Source organism: Rhizobium sp. BK196 (assembly GCF_014193255.1).
Lineage (GTDB): Bacteria > Pseudomonadota > Alphaproteobacteria > Rhizobiales > Rhizobiaceae > Rhizobium.
In genome coordinates this window covers 466018-487718 of record NZ_JACHZB010000001.1, presented here as the reverse complement: position 1 = coordinate 487718, position 21701 = coordinate 466018, and the positions used below count along the sequence as shown (strand labels likewise).

24 protein-coding genes and 2 pseudogenes are annotated in these 21701 nt (G+C 60.7%); 15 read left to right on the top strand and 11 right to left on the bottom strand.

Translation table 11 applies throughout. The features are described from left to right. Positions 1-10 precede the first annotated feature (10 nt). Both FHT78_RS02665 and FHT78_RS02660 read left to right on the top strand, forming a co-directional pair. Positions 11-400 carry a response regulator gene (locus FHT78_RS02665; protein WP_183740166.1) on the top strand — a complete coding sequence of 130 codons (390 nt, stop codon included), beginning with the start codon at positions 11-13 and terminating at the stop codon, positions 398-400. A gap of 171 nt (positions 401-571) precedes the next feature. Continuing rightward, a complete protein-coding gene (locus tag FHT78_RS02660; RefSeq protein WP_246715069.1) occupies positions 572-1492 on the top strand; it encodes a hypothetical protein in 921 nt (306 codons plus the stop codon). Between the two features lie 189 nt (positions 1493-1681). Here the strand turns inward: FHT78_RS02660 and FHT78_RS02655 are convergent, their stop codons facing one another. The 4 genes from FHT78_RS02655 to FHT78_RS02640 form a co-directional block, all read right to left on the bottom strand. Next, positions 1682-3541 (bottom strand): ABC transporter ATP-binding protein, encoded by a 1860-nt coding sequence (locus FHT78_RS02655; protein ID WP_183740163.1) that lies wholly within the window; start codon positions 3539-3541, stop codon positions 1682-1684. 152 nt (positions 3542-3693) lie between these two features. Next, positions 3694-4113: a GFA family protein gene (locus FHT78_RS02650; protein ID WP_183740160.1), complete on the bottom strand. Its 420-nt coding sequence runs from the start codon at positions 4111-4113 to the stop codon at positions 3694-3696. A gap of 251 nt (positions 4114-4364) precedes the next feature. Then, the gene (locus FHT78_RS02645; protein ID WP_183740157.1) at positions 4365-4844 is read right to left on the bottom strand and encodes a VOC family protein; all 480 of its coding nucleotides are present in this window, start codon (positions 4842-4844) and stop codon (positions 4365-4367) included. A gap of 96 nt (positions 4845-4940) precedes the next feature. Next, positions 4941-5150, bottom strand: coding sequence for a DUF1127 domain-containing protein (locus tag FHT78_RS02640; protein ID WP_183740154.1), 210 nt, complete (start codon positions 5148-5150; stop codon positions 4941-4943). Between the two features lie 99 nt (positions 5151-5249). Here FHT78_RS02640 and FHT78_RS02635 point away from each other — a divergent pair, with 99 nt between their 5' ends. Next, positions 5250-6122, top strand: a complete 873-nt coding sequence (locus FHT78_RS02635; protein WP_183740151.1) for a LysR family transcriptional regulator — start codon at positions 5250-5252, stop codon at positions 6120-6122. Between the two features lie 19 nt (positions 6123-6141). On the opposite strand, the gene FHT78_RS02630 is transcribed toward FHT78_RS02635, so the two are convergent. Then, entirely contained in the window at positions 6142-7134 is a 993-nt protein-coding gene (locus FHT78_RS02630) for an SDR family oxidoreductase (RefSeq protein WP_183740148.1), read from the bottom strand. A gap of 178 nt (positions 7135-7312) precedes the next feature. Here FHT78_RS02630 and FHT78_RS02625 point away from each other — a divergent pair, with 178 nt between their 5' ends. Further along, entirely contained in the window at positions 7313-7840 is a 528-nt protein-coding gene (locus tag FHT78_RS02625) for an AAA family ATPase (protein ID WP_183740145.1), read from the top strand. A 45-nt stretch (positions 7841-7885) separates the two neighbouring features. Here the strand turns inward: FHT78_RS02625 and FHT78_RS02620 are convergent, their stop codons facing one another. Then, on the bottom strand, positions 7886-8476 hold the full coding sequence (locus tag FHT78_RS02620) for an SMI1/KNR4 family protein (protein WP_183740142.1): 591 nt from the start codon (positions 8474-8476) through the stop codon (positions 7886-7888). 142 nt (positions 8477-8618) lie between these two features. Between FHT78_RS02620 and FHT78_RS02615 the strand changes: the two genes are divergently transcribed. Together FHT78_RS02615 and FHT78_RS02610 are read left to right on the top strand one after the other, a co-directional pair. After that, on the top strand, positions 8619-9428 hold the full coding sequence (locus FHT78_RS02615; RefSeq protein WP_183740138.1) for a pirin family protein: 810 nt from the start codon (positions 8619-8621) through the stop codon (positions 9426-9428). Positions 9429-9623: 195 nt separating this feature from the next. Continuing rightward, positions 9624-10430, top strand: coding sequence for a class I SAM-dependent methyltransferase (locus FHT78_RS02610; RefSeq protein WP_183740135.1), 807 nt, complete (start codon positions 9624-9626; stop codon positions 10428-10430). 13 nt (positions 10431-10443) lie between these two features. On the opposite strand, the gene FHT78_RS02605 is transcribed toward FHT78_RS02610, so the two are convergent. Next, positions 10444-11787: an FAD-binding oxidoreductase gene (locus FHT78_RS02605; RefSeq protein WP_183740132.1), complete on the bottom strand. Its 1344-nt coding sequence runs from the start codon at positions 11785-11787 to the stop codon at positions 10444-10446. Positions 11788-12059: 272 nt separating this feature from the next. Here FHT78_RS02605 and FHT78_RS02600 point away from each other — a divergent pair, with 272 nt between their 5' ends. The 5 genes from FHT78_RS02600 (at position 12060) to FHT78_RS02580 (ending at position 17439) form a co-directional block, all read left to right on the top strand. Then, entirely contained in the window at positions 12060-12794 is a 735-nt protein-coding gene (locus FHT78_RS02600) for a glycosyltransferase family 25 protein (RefSeq protein ID WP_183740130.1), read from the top strand. A 311-nt stretch (positions 12795-13105) separates the two neighbouring features. Then, positions 13106-14248 (top strand): glycosyltransferase family 4 protein, encoded by a 1143-nt coding sequence (locus FHT78_RS02595; RefSeq protein WP_246715067.1) that lies wholly within the window; start codon positions 13106-13108, stop codon positions 14246-14248. After that, positions 14226-15158 (top strand): glycosyl hydrolase family 43, encoded by a 933-nt coding sequence (locus FHT78_RS02590; protein ID WP_183740128.1) that lies wholly within the window; start codon positions 14226-14228, stop codon positions 15156-15158. The genes FHT78_RS02595 and FHT78_RS02590 overlap by 23 nt, the downstream gene beginning before the upstream one ends. Positions 15159-15278: 120 nt before the next feature. Further along, a complete protein-coding gene (locus FHT78_RS02585; protein ID WP_183740126.1) occupies positions 15279-16043 on the top strand; it encodes a sugar phosphate isomerase/epimerase in 765 nt (254 codons plus the stop codon). Positions 16044-16191: 148 nt separating this feature from the next. After that, positions 16192-17439 carry a glycosyltransferase gene (locus FHT78_RS02580; protein WP_183740124.1) on the top strand — a complete coding sequence of 416 codons (1248 nt, stop codon included), beginning with the start codon at positions 16192-16194 and terminating at the stop codon, positions 17437-17439. 10 nt (positions 17440-17449) lie between these two features. On the opposite strand, the gene FHT78_RS02575 is transcribed toward FHT78_RS02580, so the two are convergent. Continuing rightward, on the bottom strand, positions 17450-17716 hold the full coding sequence (locus FHT78_RS02575) for a hypothetical protein (protein ID WP_183740122.1): 267 nt from the start codon (positions 17714-17716) through the stop codon (positions 17450-17452). Beyond that, positions 17713-17952 (bottom strand): hypothetical protein, encoded by a 240-nt coding sequence (locus tag FHT78_RS02570; protein ID WP_183740120.1) that lies wholly within the window; start codon positions 17950-17952, stop codon positions 17713-17715. Before FHT78_RS02570 ends, FHT78_RS02575 begins: the two co-directional genes overlap by 4 nt. A gap of 210 nt (positions 17953-18162) precedes the next feature. On the opposite strand from FHT78_RS02570, the pseudogene FHT78_RS02565 reads away from it, so the two are divergent. Beyond that, positions 18163-18563, top strand: a pseudogene (locus tag FHT78_RS02565) (GFA family protein). A gap of 33 nt (positions 18564-18596) precedes the next feature. Here FHT78_RS02565 and FHT78_RS02560 read toward each other — a convergent pair. After that, positions 18597-18758 (bottom strand): hypothetical protein, encoded by a 162-nt coding sequence (locus tag FHT78_RS02560; RefSeq protein WP_183740117.1) that lies wholly within the window; start codon positions 18756-18758, stop codon positions 18597-18599. 129 nt (positions 18759-18887) lie between these two features. Then, positions 18888-19679, bottom strand: a complete 792-nt coding sequence (locus tag FHT78_RS02555; protein ID WP_183740114.1) for a class I SAM-dependent methyltransferase — start codon at positions 19677-19679, stop codon at positions 18888-18890. Between the two features lie 550 nt (positions 19680-20229). On the opposite strand from FHT78_RS02555, the gene FHT78_RS02550 reads away from it, so the two are divergent. The 3 genes and pseudogenes from FHT78_RS02550 to FHT78_RS29215 form a co-directional block, all read left to right on the top strand. Next, complete coding sequence (locus FHT78_RS02550; protein WP_183740111.1) at positions 20230-20403, top strand: hypothetical protein; 174 nt, start codon at positions 20230-20232, stop codon at positions 20401-20403. 397 nt (positions 20404-20800) lie between these two features. Beyond that, positions 20801-21007, top strand: a complete 207-nt coding sequence (locus tag FHT78_RS29220; RefSeq protein ID WP_246715065.1) for a hypothetical protein — start codon at positions 20801-20803, stop codon at positions 21005-21007. Positions 21008-21461: 454 nt separating this feature from the next. After that, positions 21462-21701, top strand: a pseudogene (locus FHT78_RS29215) (hypothetical protein); the annotation flags it as partial.

Genomic DNA, 21701 nt, shown 5'->3' with positions numbered 1-21701 from the left:
GAGTGAGCCGTTGAAGTCCAGCTTTCCCCACAGTTCCCTTTTTGCCGGAAAGCGAGTTCTGGTTGTAGAAGATGAGTTTCTGCTTGCAGAGGATGCGCGGAAAGAGCTTACCAAGCTCGGCGCGATCGTGATCGGTCCGACACCACGTGTCGACCATGCGCTCTCCCTTATCAAAGATCAGCAGATCGATGCCGCCATTCTCGATGTTTTTCTGTCCGATGCGCTGGTCTTTCCCGTGGCAGAACGCCTCGAAGAACTCGGCATACCCTTCGTGTTCGCCACCGCTTACGATCCATCCGTCATTCCGGGGCGATTTGGCGGCTATATTCTCTGCGAAAAGCCGATAGAACTGGAAAACATAGCTCAAGGCCTTTTTGGACGGCCGGTATCGGATGCGTGATCGTCGAATTGCTGCGGCGTGGTCCAGGACCGCTTTCGCGATCTGCGAGACCAGACCTCTGGCTTACGCTTTTGTGGGGCTTTCGGCCCGTTGCAATTCAATTTTAAGAGACATGGTGCAGATCGCTCAGGCCGTAACTTGCCCAATTCAAACTTTGCCTAGAGAGATCCGTTGACTTCCGTATCAACCGCAATGCGCTGCGCCACCGATGCGACGGTGATTCTAACCGTCGAAGCCATTGTGGAAAATCGCCTTTATCCGTTCGCTTTGAAGGATGCTGCGCTGAAGCTCATCGCCATGCACGATGCCGCGCCTCGTATCGTGCGCTATACCGCAGATATGAAACGATGGTTGCTGACGCAATCCATTCTGGCTTTTCATTTTCAGCGCGTCACGTCACCGTCTCATTCGGGCCTTACTGCCGCCAAGCTGAAGGCCCTCATCGCCGAGAGTAGCATTGCCTCCAAGAACACGGCGTTCGCGCATCTTGCGGAGATGCGCAATTACGGTCTCCTGCTCGATACTCATGAAAGCGGGGACAGGCGCGTTCGTCAGCTCAGAATTTCCGAAACTGCGGAAACCTTGATCCGCGAATGGTTCGATGAACATCTGAAATCGCTCGACATGCTCGATCGGGGCACGCGGTTCTCGCGGTCATCGGCCGATCGGCGCCTGCTGTGGTATGCGCAGCCAAGAATGGCCCAGAGCCTCTTTCACGATCCGGAATGGGCCAGCCCTCCGCAGAGCGTAGACGCTTTCGTTCGAACTGCTTCCGGCAGCAACATCCTGCACGACCTGATGTCTCGGGTGCCGCCGGAAAAGGAGCTGGAAGCGCGCATGCCTGTCGGCCCTTTGCGCATTGGAGACTTCTTCAAGCGCTACGCCATCTCCCGAACCCATGCGCGGCGTCTCTTCGACCGTGCCCAGTTGCTCGATGCTTGTGGATGGGACGTCGACGGTGAGCGCGGCAATTTCTGGATCGGGGCAAAGCTAGTCCGAGACTACCGACATTGGCAGGCGGTCAAGTTTGCGGCTATCGACGAAGCGTTCGAATGGGCCTCTCGTCATGTACCCGAGCCGACCAATGAGTAACGAGAGGGTGAGTTCCTGGCGTGGTCGCATCCGCAAGGTTGCTCGGGTTACATCCGGCGTGGAGAAGGGATATGCCGCACCGTTTCCACGCTCTCGAAGGCGTCGTGTGCCACGTCCCCTCTACCCAGCGGGGAGAGGGTTAGGGTGAGGGGCCGCGCGCTCCAGCTTTTCTGCTGGAAAGAGCAATTATTATTCCGTTTCAATCTCCTCCGGAATAAACCCGCCCGTCTGCCGCCGCCACAGGCGCGCGAAGAGCCCGTCGCCTTCAATCAGTTCCTCCGGCCGGCCCTCCTCGATGATGCGGCCGTGGTCGAGCACAACGATGCGGTCCATGCTGGAAATGGTCGAGAGACGATGGGCGATGGCGATGACCGTCTTGCCTTCCATCACGAGATCAAGCCGTTCCTGGATGGCAGCTTCGGATTCACTGTCGAGGGCTGAGGTTGCCTCGTCGAGTACCAGGATCGGCGCGTTCTTAAGGAGCACGCGGGCGATTGCCACACGCTGGCGCTGCCCGCCCGAAAGCTTGATGCCACGGTCGCCGACATAGGCCTCGTAGCCCTTGCGGCCCTCGCTATCGGCGAGATCGGCGATGAAGAGATCGGCGCTCGCCATTTTGGCGACGGCCTCGATTTCCTCCTGCGTGGCCTCCGGCCGGCCGTAGCGGATGTTGTCGCCGACCGAGCGGTGCAGCAGAGCGACATCCTGAGCGATGACGCCGATGGCGCGGCGCAGGCTCGATTGGGTGACGGTTCGGATATCCTGGCCATCGATGAGGACAGCGCCATCCTTGATGTCGTAGAAACGCAGAAGCAGGTTGGCCAGCGTCGTCTTGCCGGCGCCGGAAAGGCCGACGAGGCCGACCTTTTCGCCCGGCCGGACCGTCAGCGAGAGATTGTCGATGACGGACCTGCCGGATTTGTAGGCGAAGCGGACATGGTCGAAACGGATTTCGCCTGATGTCACCGCAAGCTCTTTCGCATCCGGCCGGTCGGTGATGGTGGGCGGCGTCGTCATGACAGGCATGGCGTCCTTGATCGTGCCGATCGCCTGGAAGATCTGCGAACCCATCTGCAGGAATGTAAACGTGTGACCGGACAGGCGGGTCAGAACATAGACGGCACCAGTGAATTCGCCGATCGTGACGAAGCCGTCGACGAGCCCTGTAAAGCCGATCGACAGAATCGCCAGCCAATGCATCATGTTGAGGACGACGACGGTGAGCTCCGCGGTCCGATAGATGCGCTGTTCGCTTTGCTGCGCCTTTATCGCCTTGCCGATGATGCCGCGGATAGCGCCCGCCTCGCTGTCTTCGGCGGCGAATTGCTTCACCATCTGCATATTGGCATAGAGATCGGTGATGGCGCCGGAAATCAGGCTGCGTCGCTTGGCAGAGCGGCGTGAGCGCTCGGTGAAAACAGGGGCCAGCCTGACGGCGAGCAGAACGTTGAGCGTGATCCAGACGATCGCCGGCAGGGCAAGTTGCCAGGACAGCGCGCTCAGCAGGACGACAGAGCCCACCATCTGCATCAGGAAGCGGGGGATGGACTGGAAAGCCGAAATGATCTGCTGCTGGACGGCGGAGGCAACCTGCGTCAGGCGCGAGGCGACTTGGCCGGCATAGAGATCGTGGAAGAAGGCGAGATCCTGCCGCTCCACTGCCTTGTGGCCCTGCCACTGGATGGCGGCCGGCATGCCGATGCCGAGCGTATGCGAGGTCAGCGTGTTGACGAGGAACGAGGCGATCGGAATGGCCGGGAAGAGCAGCAGGCCGAAGAAGGTCAGCAGCGGCCATTCACTGTGCAGAAAAGCGCGTGCTCCCTGCTGCGTCACGCCGTCGACGATGACCGACAGCCCCCAGACGATCGTCAGATTCATGGCCTCGATCGCCATGGTGGAAAGGGCCACCGCAATCAGCACGCCGCGGAACATCGAGATGAAGTGCAGAAGCACCGTCACAGGACCCTTTGACGGCAGCGGCCGGTAGGGGATGTCGAGCGGCTGGATCAGGCGTTCGAAGGGGCGATAGATCGCATCTGAGATCGACATAATCGGCTTGAAGCCTCTCGGGTCAAAGATCGGAGGAGGGCGGGTATACAAGGCGACGCGAACCGTATGGAATCATCTTCCGGCTGCAATCTCAATTAGAAATTTTGGAAAAGTGCGGGCAGCGGCCGTGGGTTGCTTCCGGACCTGCGGCCTCAATGTGACTGCCGCGCAACGCTGCCCTGCTGGAAGTGTTCGTCGGCACTGTCGATCTGAACCCAATTGTGCTTCGACCGCTCGAAGATTGATTTGGCCGGAGCCCGGAACTGGCTCACGTCGCTCAGGGCTCCCAGAGCCACACCGATCATGGAGGGCAGGTTGTCGGCCTTCCAGTACACTGATGAGCCGCAGTTCGGGCAGAAATAGGAATGCACCTTTCCGCCGCTTGCCGCGTCACGGCTGTATTGCTTGGCCGTTCCGGACATGGTGACGGCTTCGGCCGGATAGAAGGCACCGGCGCCGAAAGGGGCGCCTGTTCGTCTCTGGCATTCGATGCAGTGACAGGCGATCACCACATTTGGTTTTTCCGGCAGCGCCAGTCTGAGCGCGCCGCAGCTGCATTGGGCATCGGCCATCGGAAGACTCCTGTTTCGCGAGGTTTGGGAAAGATTTCGGGATTTATGGGGAGATGCCGGCGTGCCGGATTGAATCCACTCGCCTTGAAACGACGGCGGTTGCCATCAGCGGCGGCTATTTTGGGAGGTGCCGCGAAAGTTCAAGCTGAACATTACAAGCTATGAAGGCGATTATCTGCTCGGAAATAACTCCCGGCTGTTGTTCGAGCGCCAGACACCAGCCGGCTGCCATAGTTGCAGAACCCGCTGCCTCAGCCGCGGCGGGCTGCCTCTATTGCCGCGATGTCAATCTTGCGCATCGTCATCATCGCGTCGAAAGCGCGTTTTGCCTCGGCCCCGCCTGCCTGTATCGCTTCCATCAGGACACGCGGGGTGATCTGCCAGGAGACGCCCCATTTATCCTTGCACCAGCCGCATTCGCTTTCCTGGCCGCCATTGCCGACGATTGCGTTCCAGTAGCGGTCGGTCTCTTCCTGATTTTCCGTCGAGATCTGAAAGGAAAAGGCTTCGCTGTGCTTGATCGAAGGGCCGCCATTCAGGCCGATGCAGGGAATGCCGGCAACCGTGAATTCCACGACCAGCACGTCGCCCTGCTGGCCGTCCGGATAATCGCCGGGGGCGCGGTGGATGGCGCCGACCTTGCTGTCTGGAAAGACGCCGGCGTAAAAGCGGGCAGCTTCCTCGGCGTGCTTGTCGTACCAGACGCAGATCGTGTTCTTTGCTACTGCCATGGCGCGCTCCTCGGCTGTTTTTTCCCTGATGGCAGAGACATAAGAGCCAAACCGGTTTTCTCCAGCCCCGGCGGATCATTTAGAGCCCAGTGGCCGCTATCCCCAGAACCATGACTTGTTGACCTCGACCCTCGCCTCCGAAGGGCTGACGCCGATATCGCGGAGCTGCTCGTCCGACAGGCAGGAGAGCATCAGCCGCTCGCGGCGCTTACTGAAATAGAGGTTGAGGCGCATCAGGCAGCGCCGCGCGATGCCGCCGCTCGGGGCGCGATCCATCGTAGTCGGCAGTTCCAAATTCGTTGTCATCGGGCATCTCCAGCTTTCATCTCGGGTGCCTCAAAATGGACTGGCGCATGCCGGCAGGGAAGCTTATGGTTCTTATGCAACCCATAAGGAATTCTTCTGATGCTGAATCTCGACCAGCTCGCCGCCTTCGTCAGCGTCGTCGATCTCGGCAGCTTTACGGCTGCTGCCGAAAGAGCGGGGCTGACGCAGCCGGCCGTCAGCCTGCAGGTGAAGCTTCTGGAACAGAGGATGGGGGTTCGGCTGATCGAGCGGGTCGGCCGCCGGGCCCAGCCATCTGCGGCGGGCGTCGAACTGCTGGCTCATGCGCGCCGGATTCTTGGCGAATGCGCGGCCGCCGAGGAGGCGATGACGCCTTACCGACAAGGTGCGGTGGGGCGCGTGCGGATCGGCAGCGGCGGCACCGCCTCGATCCATCTGCTTCCCCGCGCGATCGCCCCCGTCAAGAAACGCATGCCCGGTCTGGAGATTGTGGTTCGTGTCGGCAACACCGATGAGATGATCCGCGATCTCGAAGCCAACGCGCTCGACATCGCCGTCGTGACGCTGCCGGCCTCCGGGCGTTCACTTGAGATCGAGCCCTTTTACGAGGACGAACTCGTCGCCGTGGCGCCGAAAGGAAGTGCGATCCCGGAGGGTGGCCCGACGCCTGATTTCTTCAAGGACAAGATCATGATGCTCTACGAGGGCGGCAATACGCGCCGCGCCACCGACGAGTGGTTCGAGGTCGCCGGCATCAGGAGCCAGCCCACCATGGAGTTCGGCAGCGTCGAGGCGATCAAGGAGCTGGTCGCCGCGGGGCTCGGGTGGTCGATACTCCCTGGGCTTGCCCTGAAGCGCGACCGGGGCCGGTTCGTGACATCACCCGTCCAGCCGCCGCTCGTGCGCCAACTCGGCATGGTCATCCGCCGCGACAAACATCTGACGCGGGGGCTGCGCGAAGTGATGAAGTGCCTTCGCGCCTTCGAGGCGTAACGGGCTTTTGCCTAAGCTGTCATGCGGCAGCGCCGAGAGCGCTTTGTTCGGCGCAGATGCGATCAATCAGAGCGTCGAACTCTCCCTTCGGCGGACGACCCTTCGAGAAACGCTGCTTGAGATGCATGATCGGCTCGGCAAGGATTTCATCGAGGCTTTCGGCGCAGGTGAAGTCACCGGCCACACTCTTGACCTTGGAATTATCGAAAATTGCCGTCCAGGCCTTGTCGCCGGTCAGCGGGCCGATCCATTCCGGGTTGTACTTGACGAGCGTGTCTGTCGGCACGTGGACGATCTTGGCTTCGACGCCGAGCAATCTGGCGATCGTCTTCTGAATGTCGTCCCAGATATGGGCGTGGTCGTTGGTGATGTGGAAGATGTCCTGCAGCGCCTTCTGCTTGCCGAAGAGGCCGACGAAGGGCACGGCGAAATCGACCGAACGGGTCAGCGTCCAGGGCGTATGGCCATCGCCGGCCACGATGGTCGGCTCGCCATCCAGCATGCGCCGCGCCATGACATCGCTGTCGCCCATCATGATGGGCAGGCCGGTGCGGACGGTGTGGCTGGGGCGCACGATCGTCCAGGCGAGGTTTTCGGACCTCTTCAGCAGTTCCTCGCAGGCGATCTTGGCCTGGCTATAGGGCCAGTAGGGGTTGATCGCCGGTGTCTTCTCTTCTGATATCACATAGTGGCGGGCCGGCTTTTCATAGACCGAGGCCGACGAGATGAAGATGTACTGGCCGCAATGGCCCGAGAATATCTCGATATCGCGGGCAATCTGATCCGGCGTGAAGGCAATGAACTGGGCGACGACATCGTAATTGGCCTTGGCAAGATCGGCATAGGCTGATGATCCAAGCTCACCGACGATGGAGGTGACGCCGGCGGGCAGCGGATCGCCCCTGAGGCCGCGGTTGAAGACACTGACCTGATGGCCCTGGGCCACTGCGCGCTCTACACAAGGATAGGAAATCTGGCCGGTGCCGCCGATGAAAAGGATTTTCAGTGCCATGTGGGGACCTCGGTATCGGATGGGGCGGGATGTGATCGAGATTCATAGCGCGAAAGGCGAGACGCGTCTCCTGCGAAATGGCCGGCGTGGCGGGCAAAAAACAGCCGCATATTCCAAGATCGGGAAATGCCGCTAGGATTCACGGGGTTCATCATCAGCAAGCGGGAGGTGCCTATTCATGCTGATCATTTTCGGCGGTTTACCCGGCTCGGGGAAGACGACGATTTCGCGTGCCCTGGCGAAGGAGCTTGGGGCCGTCCATCTGCGTATCGATACGATCGAACAGAACATACGGGCTTCGGACATGTTGAGCTCGGAGGTTGGCCCGGCGGGCTACATGGTCGGATATGGGATCGCCGAAGACAATCTCACGCTCGGCAAGATCGTCGTTGCGGACTCGGTCAATCCTTTGAAAGTGACACGGGATGCCTGGCTGTCGGTCGCAGCGCGATCAGGTGTGCCGGCCGTTGAGATCGAAATCGTCTGCTCGGACCGGAACGAACATCGCTGGCGGGTGGAAACGCGGGCAAGCGATGTTCCGGGGTTGGTAAAACCTCGCTGGGAAGAGGTGACTGCACACTATTATGAGTCTTGGGAGCAAAGTCCCATCGTCATCGACACTGCGAAGCAGGGCGTGGATGAGGCTGTTGCCGCGTTGCTATCGCAGCTTGAACCTGTCCGATATAGGGAAGCGCGAGAGGTCTGATATCGGCCGCCGAGAGTTTTGTATCTGCGGGGATGATGCGAAGCTTCAGATCAGCCGGGCATATTTTTCGAAGAGGTCGGAGAGGTTTGTCGCGACCCGATAGTAGTAGCCGCTATCAATGAAATAGTCGATCGCTTCGTCAGCGGATTTTCCGGCGATGCCGTCGCTGCGCATGCCATGGAAAAGCTCGCCATCGGTGTACATGATCGCGCCTGTATGTTTGCCTTCGGTAATTTCGACGAGGGTGGAAAAGTCGCCGCCGAGGCCGATGACATGTGCGAACGGGGTGAAGCCGTAGTCGTGGAAATCCATGTCCCGGGCGAGTTCCTCGAGATCGAAATACGGATGCCCGTTGCCGATGCCAAACAGCGTGTTGATGTCGGAGAGAACGAAGGCATCGCTCTGCGCCTCTGCAGGCAGGGTGGCGATGGTGGTGTGGGGGATGTGATAGTCAAGGCCGTTTTCCCGCATCAGGAAATCGCGATAGCCATCGGACAGACTAACCTCGTGCTGCGTTTCGAATGCCGAGAGCCGCGCTTCATCCGCGCCGCCATAGCGGGCTGCGACGAGACGGGACTTCGCAAATCTGGCGAGGGCGTCAGGGCGCCGGAACGGAATTGTGTTGTCATTGCTCACGATGAGTTTCCTTGTTGCGATACGGCGCAGGCATTTAAGGCCGGGGCGGAACAGATCAATGGCAGGCCGCTTTGTTGACCTCTGATGGTATCGGGGCGCTAATGGGCCGGTATCGTCACTGCTTGCAGGCAAGGAGGACACGATGCTGCTCAAGGGGGAGCGAACCTTCGTCGTGCGCGACATGGGAGGGTTCGTTGCGCATATCAACATGCCGGGATGGGTAAATCCGAAGCCTCGCGATCACGGTCACGGGCCGCTGGCGATGGTGGTCGAGTCCATCCTGCATCCGGGCCGGCTGATCGCCATGCATGAGCATCGCAATGACGAGATCATCTCCTGGGTGCCTGAAGGCGTGATGCGCCACGAAGACCGGTCCAAAGGCCGGCTGGTTTGCGACGGCGACCATCTGATGGTGATGAATGCCGGGCGCGGCTTCTGGCATTCCGAGGAGACGCTCGCTTCCGATCCGCCGCTGCGCATGCTGCAGATCCTGGTGCGGCCTAATGCGGTCGATCTCGAACCCGGCATCCAGTATGGGGCGATGCCCGCAATGACGCCCAATCGCTGGCGGCATCTCGTCGGGCCGAAAGGAGGCGATGCGCCGTTCTTCGTTCGCAACCGGATCGATTTCTTCGATATTCGGCTGGAGGCCGGCGGGCGGGCGGAATTTCCGTTTAAACAGGGGTGCGACCTCTATTTCTATGTGTTCAGCGGCGCGGTTCTTGCCGCCGGGCAAACGTTTGGCGAAGGCGAGCAAGGTCTGCTGCTGTCGGAGGAGCGTTTGACGGCAGAGGCGACGAGCGACTGTGTGATGGTCGCCTTCCTGCTCGATCCTCGAGCGCCCGTCACGCGACAGGGGACGGTGGCCGACAATAGGAAGATCCCGCCGCCTGTCGTGATCCGTCTCGTGAAACGGTGGCAGGGGTTGAAGCGGTTGTGGCGAGGGAGGTGAAGATAGGGCGGGCCTCAGCTCCAATATTTGACAGCGTAGACGATTGTCATGACTGTCCCGGCGAGGATAACGAGCCAGCGGACCACGTGGCGGGCAGCACGCGCACGAAGGTGCCGCCGAGATAGACGACCACCCGGATGCTTGTTGAGCGCGACATTTGACGCTAGATCTAAGCCGATCAGCGCGGAGATCGTTATGTCCGGCGATATAATTGCCCGTTCATTCGGCCGGCAGGCCTTTGGACTGAGCCCTGAAAACTACCAGTCCGCCCGGCCACCTTATCCGCATCAGGTGTGGGATCTGTTGCGGAAGCGGGCCGGTTTGCGATCCGGTATCGCGATACTGGAGATCGGCGCGGGAACCGGGCTTGCCACCGAACATCTTCTGGATCACGAGCCGCGGCGGCTTCTGGCCGTCGAGCCGGACAGGAGGCTTGCGGAATTCCTGCGTGCGCGGCTGCACCGCGACGAATTCGAGGTGATCGAGCAGACCTTCGAAGAGCTGGCCGAGGCTCCGCAGTCCTTCGATCTCGTCGTCAGCGCGACGGCATTTCATTGGCTCGATGCTGTTCCGGCGCTGCGGCGTATCCATGCGCTGCTTCGTGATGGCGGCGCTGTGGCTCTGATCTGGAACGTCTTTGGCGACAATATCCGGCCCGATCCCTTTCATGAGGCGAGCGCGCATCTTTTTGCCGGGCATCGTCCAAGCCCGTCCGGCGGAGGGACAGTGCAGACGCCTTACGGGCTCGATAGCCAAGCCCGTATCAGCGATTTTGAGGAGGCTTCATTCCAATGCGAACTGCCTGTCATGGTCGAGTGGACGTTGACGCTTGATCCGCCCGCGGTGCGGCGGCTCTATGCGACCTATTCTAATGTCGTGGCATTGGAGGCGGAGAAGCGCGAGGCGCTGCTGGACGCGCTGGAAGATATTGCAAGGGCCGATTTTGGCGGTGTCGTCACCAGGAATATGACGACATCGGTTTTTATCGCGAGGAGGAAATAGGGCTGGAGGTCGCTCAAATCGCCGGCCCCGGCCGGATGCGGCTGCCGTCTGTGAAACGCGAGAGACGGAAGCGGTTGAGATTATGGCCGATGGCATTGCCCTGGATGAGGTCCGAGACCACGCGGCCGATGCCAGGGCCGATGCCGAAGCCATGGCCGCTCATGCCTGTGGCGACGAAGAGACCGGTGACTGCCTCTACGCGGTCGACGATCGGCACGATGTCGGGCATGGCGTCGATCATGCCGGCCCAGGTCGCTTTCAGGCGCACGGTTTGAAATTGCGGGAAGAGGCGTTTGAAATTGCGGCTGATGGCATCGAGGCTGGATTGTTCGGGAGCGGGGTTCAGCACGCGCATCCTTTCGAACGGGCTCTCCGCATCTGCCGTCCAGCTGCGCGGCGTCGACCAACTGTCGGGATAGAATTCGGGTGCTGCGGGCGAATAGCGGGTGCCGAAGGGGTGGGCCACGAGCGCGGGCAGGTATTTCGTGGCGTGGCGGAAGGCATCAGGGCCGAGATAGAGGCGGTGGCTTCCCGGCGCCAGCGTGTAGCCGCCATCCTGCCTGCGGCGGAAGGCGACGTCTGCTCCGGCTGCGGCACCCGCGTGGATCTCGGCCATCGGCTCGGTTGCGGCGACGGTGGCGCGGACAGCGAGCTGGGGGATTGAGACGCCGTGGTTTCTGAGGAAGAGCGACGACCAGGCGCCGCCTGCGACGAGCACGGTCGAGGTCTCGATGCGGCCGGCCTCGGTCCACACGCCGCTCACCTTGCCCGAGGAGAGGTCGAGGGTTCGCGCCGCGCAGTTTTCGATGATTGTTACACCCAGGCGGGCGGCGAGCCGGGCAAGCGCGGGGACGGCGAGCCACGGTTCGGCGCGCATGTCCGATGGTGTCGTCATCGAGCCCGCAAATCTGCGGGACATGCCTTTGAAGAGGGAAGCCGTCTGCCCGCTGTCGAGCAGGCGGGTGTCGAGGTCGTAGGCGCTCGCGAGCTTCATGAAAGACTCGAAGCCCGCCATCTGCTTGTCGGAGTTTGCGAGATAGGTGACGCCCGTCCGGTTCAGGCCGATATCCTCGCCGCATTCTGCTGCGAGCTCCTGCCAGAGGCGGCAGGCTTCGATAACGATAGGCAGCTCGTCGGCATCGCGTCCCTGCTTGCGAATCCAGCCCCAGTTGCGGGAGGACTGTTCCGCAGCGATGCGGCCCTTTTCGATGAGCGTCACGGAGATCTTGCGCTTCGCCAGAAACAGCGCCGCTGAAACACCGATAACGCCGCCGCCGATGATGACGACGTCGGAGATTTTCGGAAGCGGGCCATGATGCTGGATGGGATCGTTTAGGGAGAAGGGGAAGGCGGGCAATCTGTGTGTCCTGAACGGCTGATCGATAGGCAAGGAGTGCTGGAGGCTCTACAGCATTGGCCGGAAAATCGGAATCGATTTTCGGAAGGCCTGATGCGCGATTCAAAGAATTAGAGCCTCCTTTGTGTCCGATTGGACTAAGGGCGCTCTAAGCCGGCAATTCAAGCTGATGTCATCGCAGACGGCAGGTTGCGCAGCCGCCGGAGGAAGTGCTAGGCGAGCATTTCTGACGGGGGGCGTAATCCCGCTGCAAGGCGAACCATGGTTGGACGATGAGCATCAGCATTTATGTGATCAATCTCGACCGGTCCGAGGACCGGTGGAATGCTCTTTCCGATCAGGCCAAAGCCCTACAGTTCGACCTCGTTCGCATTGCCGGCGTCGATGGGCGGGAGGTCGCCGCTGACCAGCGCACGGCCTGTGATGAGCGCGCATTTCAACGCAACAATGGCCGGACCATGCTGCCGGGCGAATATGGCTGTTACCGGAGCCACCTGAAGGTGCTCGCAGCCTTTCTCGAAACGGGCGAGGCTGCCTGCATCGTCGTCGAGGACGATGTCATTTTGTCTGCCGACTTGGTTACGCGCGCCGAGGCGGCGCTCGCGGCAGTACCCGGCGCCGATGTGATCAAGCTCTTCAATCACCGCACTGTCGGCTTCAGGCCCGTCGCCGCCTCGACTTTCGGCGACGAGATCGGCCGGGCGACCCATGGTCCGCAAGGATCGGCGGCCTGCTATGCGGTGACGCGGATGGGCGCCCTGAAGCTTCTGAAGACGATCGGCGTCATGCGGTTTCCCTGGGATATCGAACTGGAGCGCGGCTGGGCATCGCGAGCGCGGATCTACACGACCCGTAAGAATGTGGCCGATGTAAAAGAGGGCAGCTCGAATATCGGGACTCGATCCGTCTACAAGGAAACCAAATTTCCCTGGTGGAGGCGGTTGCCGACCTATGCAATCCGCATCACCGAGGCGGTGCGCAGAATTAACTACGCACTGAAAAAATAAGATGCCGGACTGAAGGTCAGATTATGAGGGTCGGCTTTGGTGTTGTCCTTACGGCTGGTCTCAAGACTTTTTGTCGCACTTTAGCTGGCTTTTCGATCGATGTTATCGCCGCCCATAATACTGTCGCAATTTTTAGAAGAAAATTCAGCTGGTTACCTCAAAAATGGTCGTTCTGTGGCGTGAAACCTTACAGATTTGTATGGTTCGCCAGTCTTGTTGGCGTCAAGTCCCGGCTGTAACTCATCACTGAACCTATCGAGAAGTGTTTCCCCAACACCTCAACTCGGTCGGCTATCGGTCTGAGGTGTATCATGAGCGCTCGAAAGAACTTCGTGGGTGAGTTGTACCCGCGTGCCTATGCCGCTGCCAATATAGCAGCGTCTCAAAAGTTAAAAATTCTGCATGTCTTGTTCTCCTCCAGAGTTGCGGGCTCGGAACGATACTGCGTTGATCTTGCCAATGGGCAGGCTGCTCTTGGGCATGAGGTTCACGTTGCCGGGCGACAGGGATCACCGATGGTCGGCCTGCTCTCGAAAGAGGTGGTTTTCCACGGCTTCACGATCCCGTTTCTGCGCGGCCTGAGGCTGCGGCGGCTGATGGACAGGACAGGGATCGAGATCGCGCATGGGCATCTCAGCCATGGCTGCAAGGCGCTCGCCGCAGCGCCGGACGGCGTCGCCAGGATCGCAACCCTGCATGTCGGCTACAAGGCCAGGCAGCATGCCTGCCTGGACGGCGTTATCTGCGTCAATACCGCCCAATCGACGCGGCTCGGCACATATGACGGCCAATCGACGCTGATTTCCAACTGGCTGCCTGAACTCAGATCCGCGGTGAGCTTCGATTTGCGGGCGCAGCTCAATCTGCCGCGCGAAACACGGCTCGTCGGCGGTGTCGGACGCCTGCATCTCAGCAAGGGATATGACGTACTGGTGTCGGCCTTCCGGCAGACGGCACCCGACAATGCGGTTCTCGTCATCGCCGGCGAGGGGCCGCATCGCGCCGCGCTGGAAACGCTTGCCAAGGGCGACGACCGCATCCGTCTGCTCGGTCATTGCAATAACGTACCGGGTTTCCTGCGCAATCTCGATCTCTTCGTATCGCCGTCACGCGAGGAATCGGCAGGGCTCGCCATTCTCGAAGCCATGCGGGAGGGACTGCCGATCGTCGCCACGGCCGCCGAAGGTCCGTCGGAATATCTGCGCGAGCATCCGGTGACGCTGGTCGCGCCCGGCTCCGTCGAGCAGCTCGCAGCGGCGCTTGCCGATGCGCTGCGGGAAGAGAGTGTTGTCCGCCTGTCGCGCGTAGGCTACGACTTGGCTCCTTTCTCCCGTTCGGCAGGTATTGCGAATGTTATCGATTTTTATTTCCGAATTGCCCGCGGAGCCGCAGTCAAGGCTGCGCCCGACAACGATCAGCCGCGGTTGATCCATGCGTCTGAAACCCAAAAGTGATTTCTGGCACGTGGGTATCGTGCCGGCGCCCGCCGAGGCGCTGCTCGATGCCGAGACTTTGGCCGATTGTTCCAGCCGTATTACATGGCTGCCCGATCCGGGGCCGTGGCGATATCTCGCCGATCCCTTCGCCGTGAAGAAGGGCGACAGCTTGCACGTCTTCGTGGAAGCCTATGACTACCATACCAAGCATGGCTTCATCGAGCGCCACGAACTGGTGGGGCCGGACCTGCAATGGCGCGGCAGAGCGGTGGTGCTCACCAAGCCTTTTCATCTCTCCTATCCTTTCCTCATCGAGCAGGATGGCGAGGTGCTGATGATGCCGGAAAGCCATAAGGCGGGGGAGGTCGCACTGTACCGCGCCCGCGCTTTTCCTGACGATTGGGTGCGGGAAACCGTGCTTCTGGCCGATCTGCCCATCGCCGAAGCCTGCCTCATTCAGCATCAGGACAAGTGGTGGATGTTCTACACGCTCGTCGGGGCCGGCGCCCGCGACCAGCGCGAGTTGCATATCGCCTTTGCCGATCGCCTGACCGGACCGTGGAAGACCCATCCGCAAAATCCGGTTCTGGTGGATCGCTCCGGCGCCCGGCCGGGCGGCACGCCCTTTATCGGCGCTGACGGGCAGATCATCCTGCCGGTTCAGGACTGCAGCGTCACCTATGGCGGCGGCCTGCGCTTCCTGCGCTTCAGCCTGCTCAGCGAGAAGCATGTGAGCTGCGCGCATCTGCCGGCGCAGCTGACAGGCGGTCTCGCCACTGCCGGTTACCCAGACGGCCTGCACACGTTTTCTGCCTGCGGGGACCTGACGCTGATCGACGTGAAGCGTATCGACAGATCCTTCGGCCGCCATATCGTCAACCTGAAACGCAAGCTGCTGCCGAAACCCGCCTTGTCGGCATCGGGGTGACATCGGCCGTTTTGCCCTCGCAATCTGCGCCGACACGGGCGACACTGTGACGTGGATTCGGCCAGGAGGAATGCGCGGGATGCCTTGCCGGCGAGGGAGACGATTATCTGGGGATGAGCGATGACGAAGCCGGTGCTTTCGCTGCAGCTCTTTTCGATGCGCGGACTTGGAAATCTCGGCACGCAGCTCGAAAAGGCGGCTTCTGCCGGTTTTGGCGCGGTCGAGCCGCTCGAGGGGCATTTGCGCGATGCCGATAGCCTGCAGGCCGGGCTCGTCGGAAACGGGCTGGCGGCGCCGTCCGCCCATGTCGGGCTGGAGGCGTTGCGCAGCGAGCGGCAGCGCTTCGTCGAGGCCTGCCAGCAATGCGGCATCGGGCAGCTCTTCGTTCCGCATCCGGCACCATCGATGGCGAGGGAAACGCAAGCGGCATGGCAGAGGATCGGCCACGAGCTCGGCGCTCTCTCGGAGCAGATGAAGGCCGACGGCATCGTTCTCGGCTATCACAACAAGACGGCGGGCTTCGAGCGCACCATCGGCGGACGCTACGGCTTCGAGCTGATGTTCGAGGCGGCCAGGGGCAGTCCGCTCACCTGGCAGGCCGATATTGCCTGGCTGGCACGCGCCCAACCCAATGCGATCGAATGGATCAGGCGCTATGCCGGTGTGCTGGTTGCAGTGCATGTGAAGGATCAGGCGCCTGACGATACGGACCCGGACGAAGACGGCTGGGCGAATGTCGGCTCCGGCGTCCTGCTCTGGCCGTCGCTCTGGCGGGCGGCGGTGACGAGCGGAGTGCGGCTCTTCGTCGTCGAGCACGACAATCCGCGGCGGCCCTTCGAATTTGCGGCGCGCAGCTATGCCTATCTCAGCCGGTTTTTGACCTGAAGCCTGTGGCGCGATGAAGGGAGAATTGCGGACAGGAAACGATAACACTGCCTGCTATGCCTTTAGATATGGCGCAGAGGGGGCTTGCGGCAAGACCCCGATCGAGGCGTAGAACGCTTATCCTGATCAACAGCACCAGGAGAAAAGCATGCGTGTATTACTGTCCACATATGGGTCCCGGGGAGATGTGCAGCCGCTGGCGGCGCTGGCGGTGGCTTTGAGGACAACAGGCGCAGAGGCGATCGTGTGCGCGCCGCCGGATGCGGAATTTGCCGCTTTGCTCGAGCGCCTCGGCGTGCCGCTGGCGCCAGCCAATGCGCCCGTGCGGCAATGGGTCAGCGAGGTGATGAAGAGGAGTGCTGCGGGCGACACGCGAGAGCGCTCCGCCGAAGGCATTTCCGAACGGGCGGCAGGGATCATGGCAGGACAGGTCGAAGCCCTTTCGGCAGCTGCGGAAGGCTGCGATCTCGTTGTCGCGGCAGGCCTCTTTCCGTCGATGGCGGCGGCGCGGCTCGTGGCGGATCGGGCGGGCATCGGCTATTTCGGCGCCGCCTTCTGCCCGATCTTCCTGCCATCCGAACATCACAAGCCGCATGCGTTTCCCGGCCGGCCGCATCCGCCCGGCGTGACGGACAACCGCGTGCTCTGGGATTATGATATCGAAACCAAGAACGTGATGTTCGGCGGGGCTTTCAATCGTCTGCGCACATCGATGGGCATGGCGCCTGTCGAAAATGTGCGCGACTCCGTTCTGACCCGCCGGCCCCTGCTTGCGGCCGATCCGGTGCTCGCGCCTTTGCTCGAGACGGATCTGATCGACCCGGTGCAGACGGGTGCGTGGATGCTCGATGACGACCGGCCGCTGCCATCGGCGCTGGAAGCCTTTCTCGATGCCGGCGATCCGCCCGTCTATGTCGGTTTCGGCAGCATGCCGATGCATGCGCTCCGTGATGCTGCCAGCCTGATCGTTGCCGTTATCCGCGAGCAGGGGCGGCGGGCGGTGCTGTCGCAAGGCTGGGCCGGTCTTGTGCCTGATGATGGCGCAAGCGATTGTTTCATCGTCGACGAGGCCAATCATCAGGCACTCTTTCCGCGGGTTGCGGCCGTCGTCCATCACGGCGGAGCAGGGACGACGGCAGCGGCAGCCCGAGCCGGCGTGCCGCAGGTCGTCGTGGCGCAGATAGCCGATCAGCCCTACTGGGCAGCCCGCGTCGCAGCACTCGGCATCGGCGTGGCCCATGAAGGGACGACACCGACGCTTCAGAGCTTTTCGAGTGCGCTTTCAGCAGCGCTACAGCCGGAGATCCGTAAACGCGCTTCGGCCTTTGCCCCTGAAATCCGCACCGATGGGGCAATGGTGGCGGCAAGGCTGCTGCTTGCCTCGGCCGGCAGGTAACGAAAGGCGGTCAATCGCGCGGCAGCTTTCCAAGCAGCAACTGGTTTCCCCTGCGGTTGCCGCAGCCGTTGCATTTCAGGTGAAGGCCGATTTTGGCAAGGGTCGTGTCCTTGCCGGAACGGTAGGCAAGCTGACGCCGGTCGATCATCGTTTCGTGCCGGCAGGCCGGGCATTGCGCGTGGATGACATACCATTGCGGCAGGGTGGCGAGCGTCTCCCTGTCGATCTCGACCGCCTCGTAGCCGGCGACGAGATCGATGCTGCGGCGGTGTTTCATCTGCGTTCAAAAGGAGGGCGGTCGAAGGATGGCCGCCAGCCGCGCACCATGCCCCGGCTTATCACGCTCTCGGCCAGAGCAAGCTGGCTGCGCAGGTGGCGGCAGTCCTGCAGAAGTGTGGCGATGGCGGCCTTGGCATCCTCGTCATGCCAGGAAAGTACGGCCTCGACTTCCCAGTTCAGGTCTTCGTTTGCAGTCTCTTCATTCGAGACTTTAGGGGCCGATTGCGGACGCATGTTCTCGTTCTCCTTGCAGAGCATTTCAGTTCCAGATTGTCGGGATGGCGGCCGCAGCGCCAAGAATGTTCCTATTATGTTCTCATTTTGGCGGGAGTCAAGGGCCGCGATCCGTCACTGTGTGCGGGGACATCGGATCGTTCGTCGTTTGCAGACGTCAGAGGAATGGAGCAAGGTGTGCTTATCGGAACAGGCAGGATGAAACGGTGCATGCTGATCGGTTCATGTCATTGCGGCAAGGCGGCCTGGACGCTGGAAGGCGATCCTGGCTCGATCACCGCCTGCAACTGCACCCTCTGCCGGCGCTACGGGCGCTCTGGGCCTATGATTACGAGGGCGAACGGATATCCGTGAATGGCGAGACCGGCTCCTATACGCGGACCGGCCGCGAGACGTCGTCGCTGGAAATCCTGTTCTGCCCCGCCTGTGCCTGTGTGCTCGCCTGGCGCGGTTTGAGGCTCGACAGGGATGGCCGCCAGCGCATGGCCGTCAACATGCGGCTGGCGCCGCCGGATCTCGTTTCCGACCTGCCGATCGATCATTTCGACGGACTTGATACGTTCGAGGACCTGCCCTCAAAGGGGCGATGCGTGCGCGATCTCTGGTTTTGATGCCCGCAACCGTCCGAATGGACGTACGGCGCTCTAAACCAATCCGTGACCGCCGATGAAGATCGCTGCGCCCAGAATCAAGATCGCCGCGATCGCATGGAGCCATGAGAACCGACGTTCTCGATAGGTTGGAACCTCAGAACCATAGCCGAGACTACGATGGTCTTCTTCGAAGTTTGACAGCAGATCGCGCATTTCATGTCCTCAAGCATTCGGCCCAAACAGGCCCAGTGATCAAGATGCGCTCGTTCGCGTGACTTAGGCAGATCGCCAAAGGTTCAATCACCTTCCGGTGGATACGGCATCACCCGGGGGAGTGCCGATCTACGGGCGCTCGGCCATCACGAGCAGGAGGAAGGCGGCGAGATCCCGCCATCGGGCAAAGCGGGCATCGGCTTCGCAGGCTTGAGGGCCTGGCTGCGGCTCGCCGATCTTGCCGATGCGGAATCCTGCGGCCACGATGCCGTTCAGGTAATCGGCCAATGTGCGCGGAAAGCGGGGTACGGCGAAGGGTTCAACAATCTCGTCGGCCGGCCGGCTGCCGAAACGCCATTCTTCCGTGAAAGTCGTGCGGTCGAAATAGCGCGAGACGCAAAGGGCGGTCGCAAGGCCCGCCTCGTTCCTTTGCCAGCCGAGGCCCGGCGTGATGAAACAGGGATGCAGTATGCTGAAGGCAAGGAATCCGCCGGGGCGGAGCAGGCGAAAAGCCTCCCGCATGGCCGCCTCGAAATCCGGGCCGTCCATGAGAGCCATGGTGGAGATGACGGCGTCGAAGGAGGCCTCCGGAAAGCCGGTATCGGCGCTATAGGAGGCAATCTTGTAGGCAATGCCGAGGGGGTGTTTGTCTTCGGCCTGGAGTGCATGGCCGATCATGCGTTCGGAGACATCGATGCCGGTCATGCGCGCACCCATCTCAGCGAAGCGGCGGGTATTGGTGCCTTCGCCGCAGCCGAAATCGATCACATCGAGCCCTGCCAGCGGCGGCAGAAAATCGACAAAGGCGGGGAAGGTGAAAAGCTCGCGATAGATGTCGTAGCCATTGCGGACATCATGCGTCCATTGATCGGCATTGCCATCCCATCGCGCCGCCACGTCCTGCAGATTTTCGTCAGTCATCGGGCCTCCCGTTGTTCTTTGCCAATTCACGTCGCGGGAGGATAGGCCGGTTCGCCGCCTCTTCAATGATCGTCGGACGACGAATGCGCACCCGTGAGAACCGAGACGCCGCCGGCTGATGGGATGGCAAATATAACCCTTTTGGTACTTTCCGCTTCACCCATTCGGGCTATTTTCCCGCCTTTTTTGCTATGCTTCAGATAATAGTAAATCGAATATCGTTGTGATAGCTGTTAAAAGAACGAGTTATTCTGCGTGTATATTTGCGGATTAAACTTGAAATACTGGCTTTTTAAAAAGCTGATCCGAAGGGAAACTATGCGGGTGTACTCTTTTATCATAGCGCTTCAGCTCAGTCTGCTGATGTGGGTTGGTGTTTACCATAGCGCCCGCGGACTCTATCTCAAGCTGGATGCATCGCACGCCTCGAATGTTTCCTTCACACCGGCTGATATGACCCCTAACGACACCCGATGATGACGACCTGACGCAGGCTTTGACGGCCTCTATAGCTCCCGTGACAAAATAAGAAACTAGAGAAAACGCCACTGTGAGACCGCTACATTCCTTCATGATCGTTTACCTTTGCCCGCCGCTGATGGTGGCTGCGGTGCTTCTGGTCATCGTATCCTGGCTCGGGGACAAGCAGCCTGCATGGCCGGATGCGGCCACCGAAGTGCGCAAAGGCGGCAGGATCGGCAGCCAGAGCGAGATGTTTCGGTGACTCCGAGGTCGCCATCGCACCACTATCGTCAGCGAGAAAATGAGAAGGGCCACCAAGTAGGGTCCCGGCGACCCTTCTCCAGCTGGTAGGTGCAGCATCCAGCGAGGGCAAAATACAAGCAGTGGCTGTTTCCGATAGTGACCGCGGTCACAAGTCAGCAATATTTTCTAGCGGAAGCTGAACAAGCTTAAGCTCGCCGTTACCGGGAGCCTTCGAATGATGGGCGGCCATTCCACTAGGGGTCCTAGGCCATGACGAGCAAGAGGAATGCGGCGAGGTTCCGCCAGCGGGCGAAACGAGGGGTTTCACAGACTTCCTGGCTGGGCTGTGGTTCGCCCGATCTTGATAATGCGGAATCCGGCAGTGGCAATCGCGTTCAGATAACAGGACATGGTGCGTGGGAAACGGGTACGGCGAAGAGCTTGACCTCTTCGTCTGCCGGACGTCTGCCGAAACGCCATTCCTCGGTGAAGCTCGTGCGGTCGAAATAGCACGAGACGCAGAGCGCAGCAGCAATGTCGGCCTCGTTCCTCTGCCATCCAAGGCCGGGCGTGATGAAGCAGGATGGAGCGCGCTGAAGGCGAGGAAACCGCCGCGCGGATGAGGCGGAAGGCCTGCCGCATGACGCGCTGTAGGAGGCGACTTATAGGCGATGCGGAGAGATCGATGCCGGTCGTGCACGCGCCATCTGCGCGAAGCGGCGGGTGTTCGTTCCTAGCCGCAGCCGAAATCGATCACATCGAACCCGGCAAGCGGCGGCAGGAAGTCACGAAAGCGGGGAAGGTGAAGAGTTCGCGGTAGGTATCGTAGCCATTGCGAACGTCATGCGTCCATTGATCTGCGTTGGCGTCCCATCGCGTCGCCACGTCCTGCAACATTTCGTTGGTCATCGCGCTTCCATTCGTCTTTGCCGTTTCGTGCAGAAGCATAGGGACGGTGTTCGACGGTTCAACGACTGATTGCTGGCCTGTCTCGGTCCGAAGTCCACTCTTAGCCTTGAACCAGATTTCAGAAACTCTAGCCAATAACCAACTTGCAATTAGTGCAACTTCAGCGATATGTATTTTTCGCATATTCTTAAGATTGCAGTTTTGAATTTTGGGGGAATATCGATGTCTCAAAGTGTGGTTACGCTCAATAATGTCCTGACTGGCGGTAATGGAGATGATGTTCTCAATGGAACCGCGGGGAGCGACATCATTTCCGGCGGCCTCGGCAATGACACTCTTTATGGCGGCGCTGGTGACGACATCCTGATCAATGACGGCCATGGCATCGACGGTCTTTGGGGCGGCACC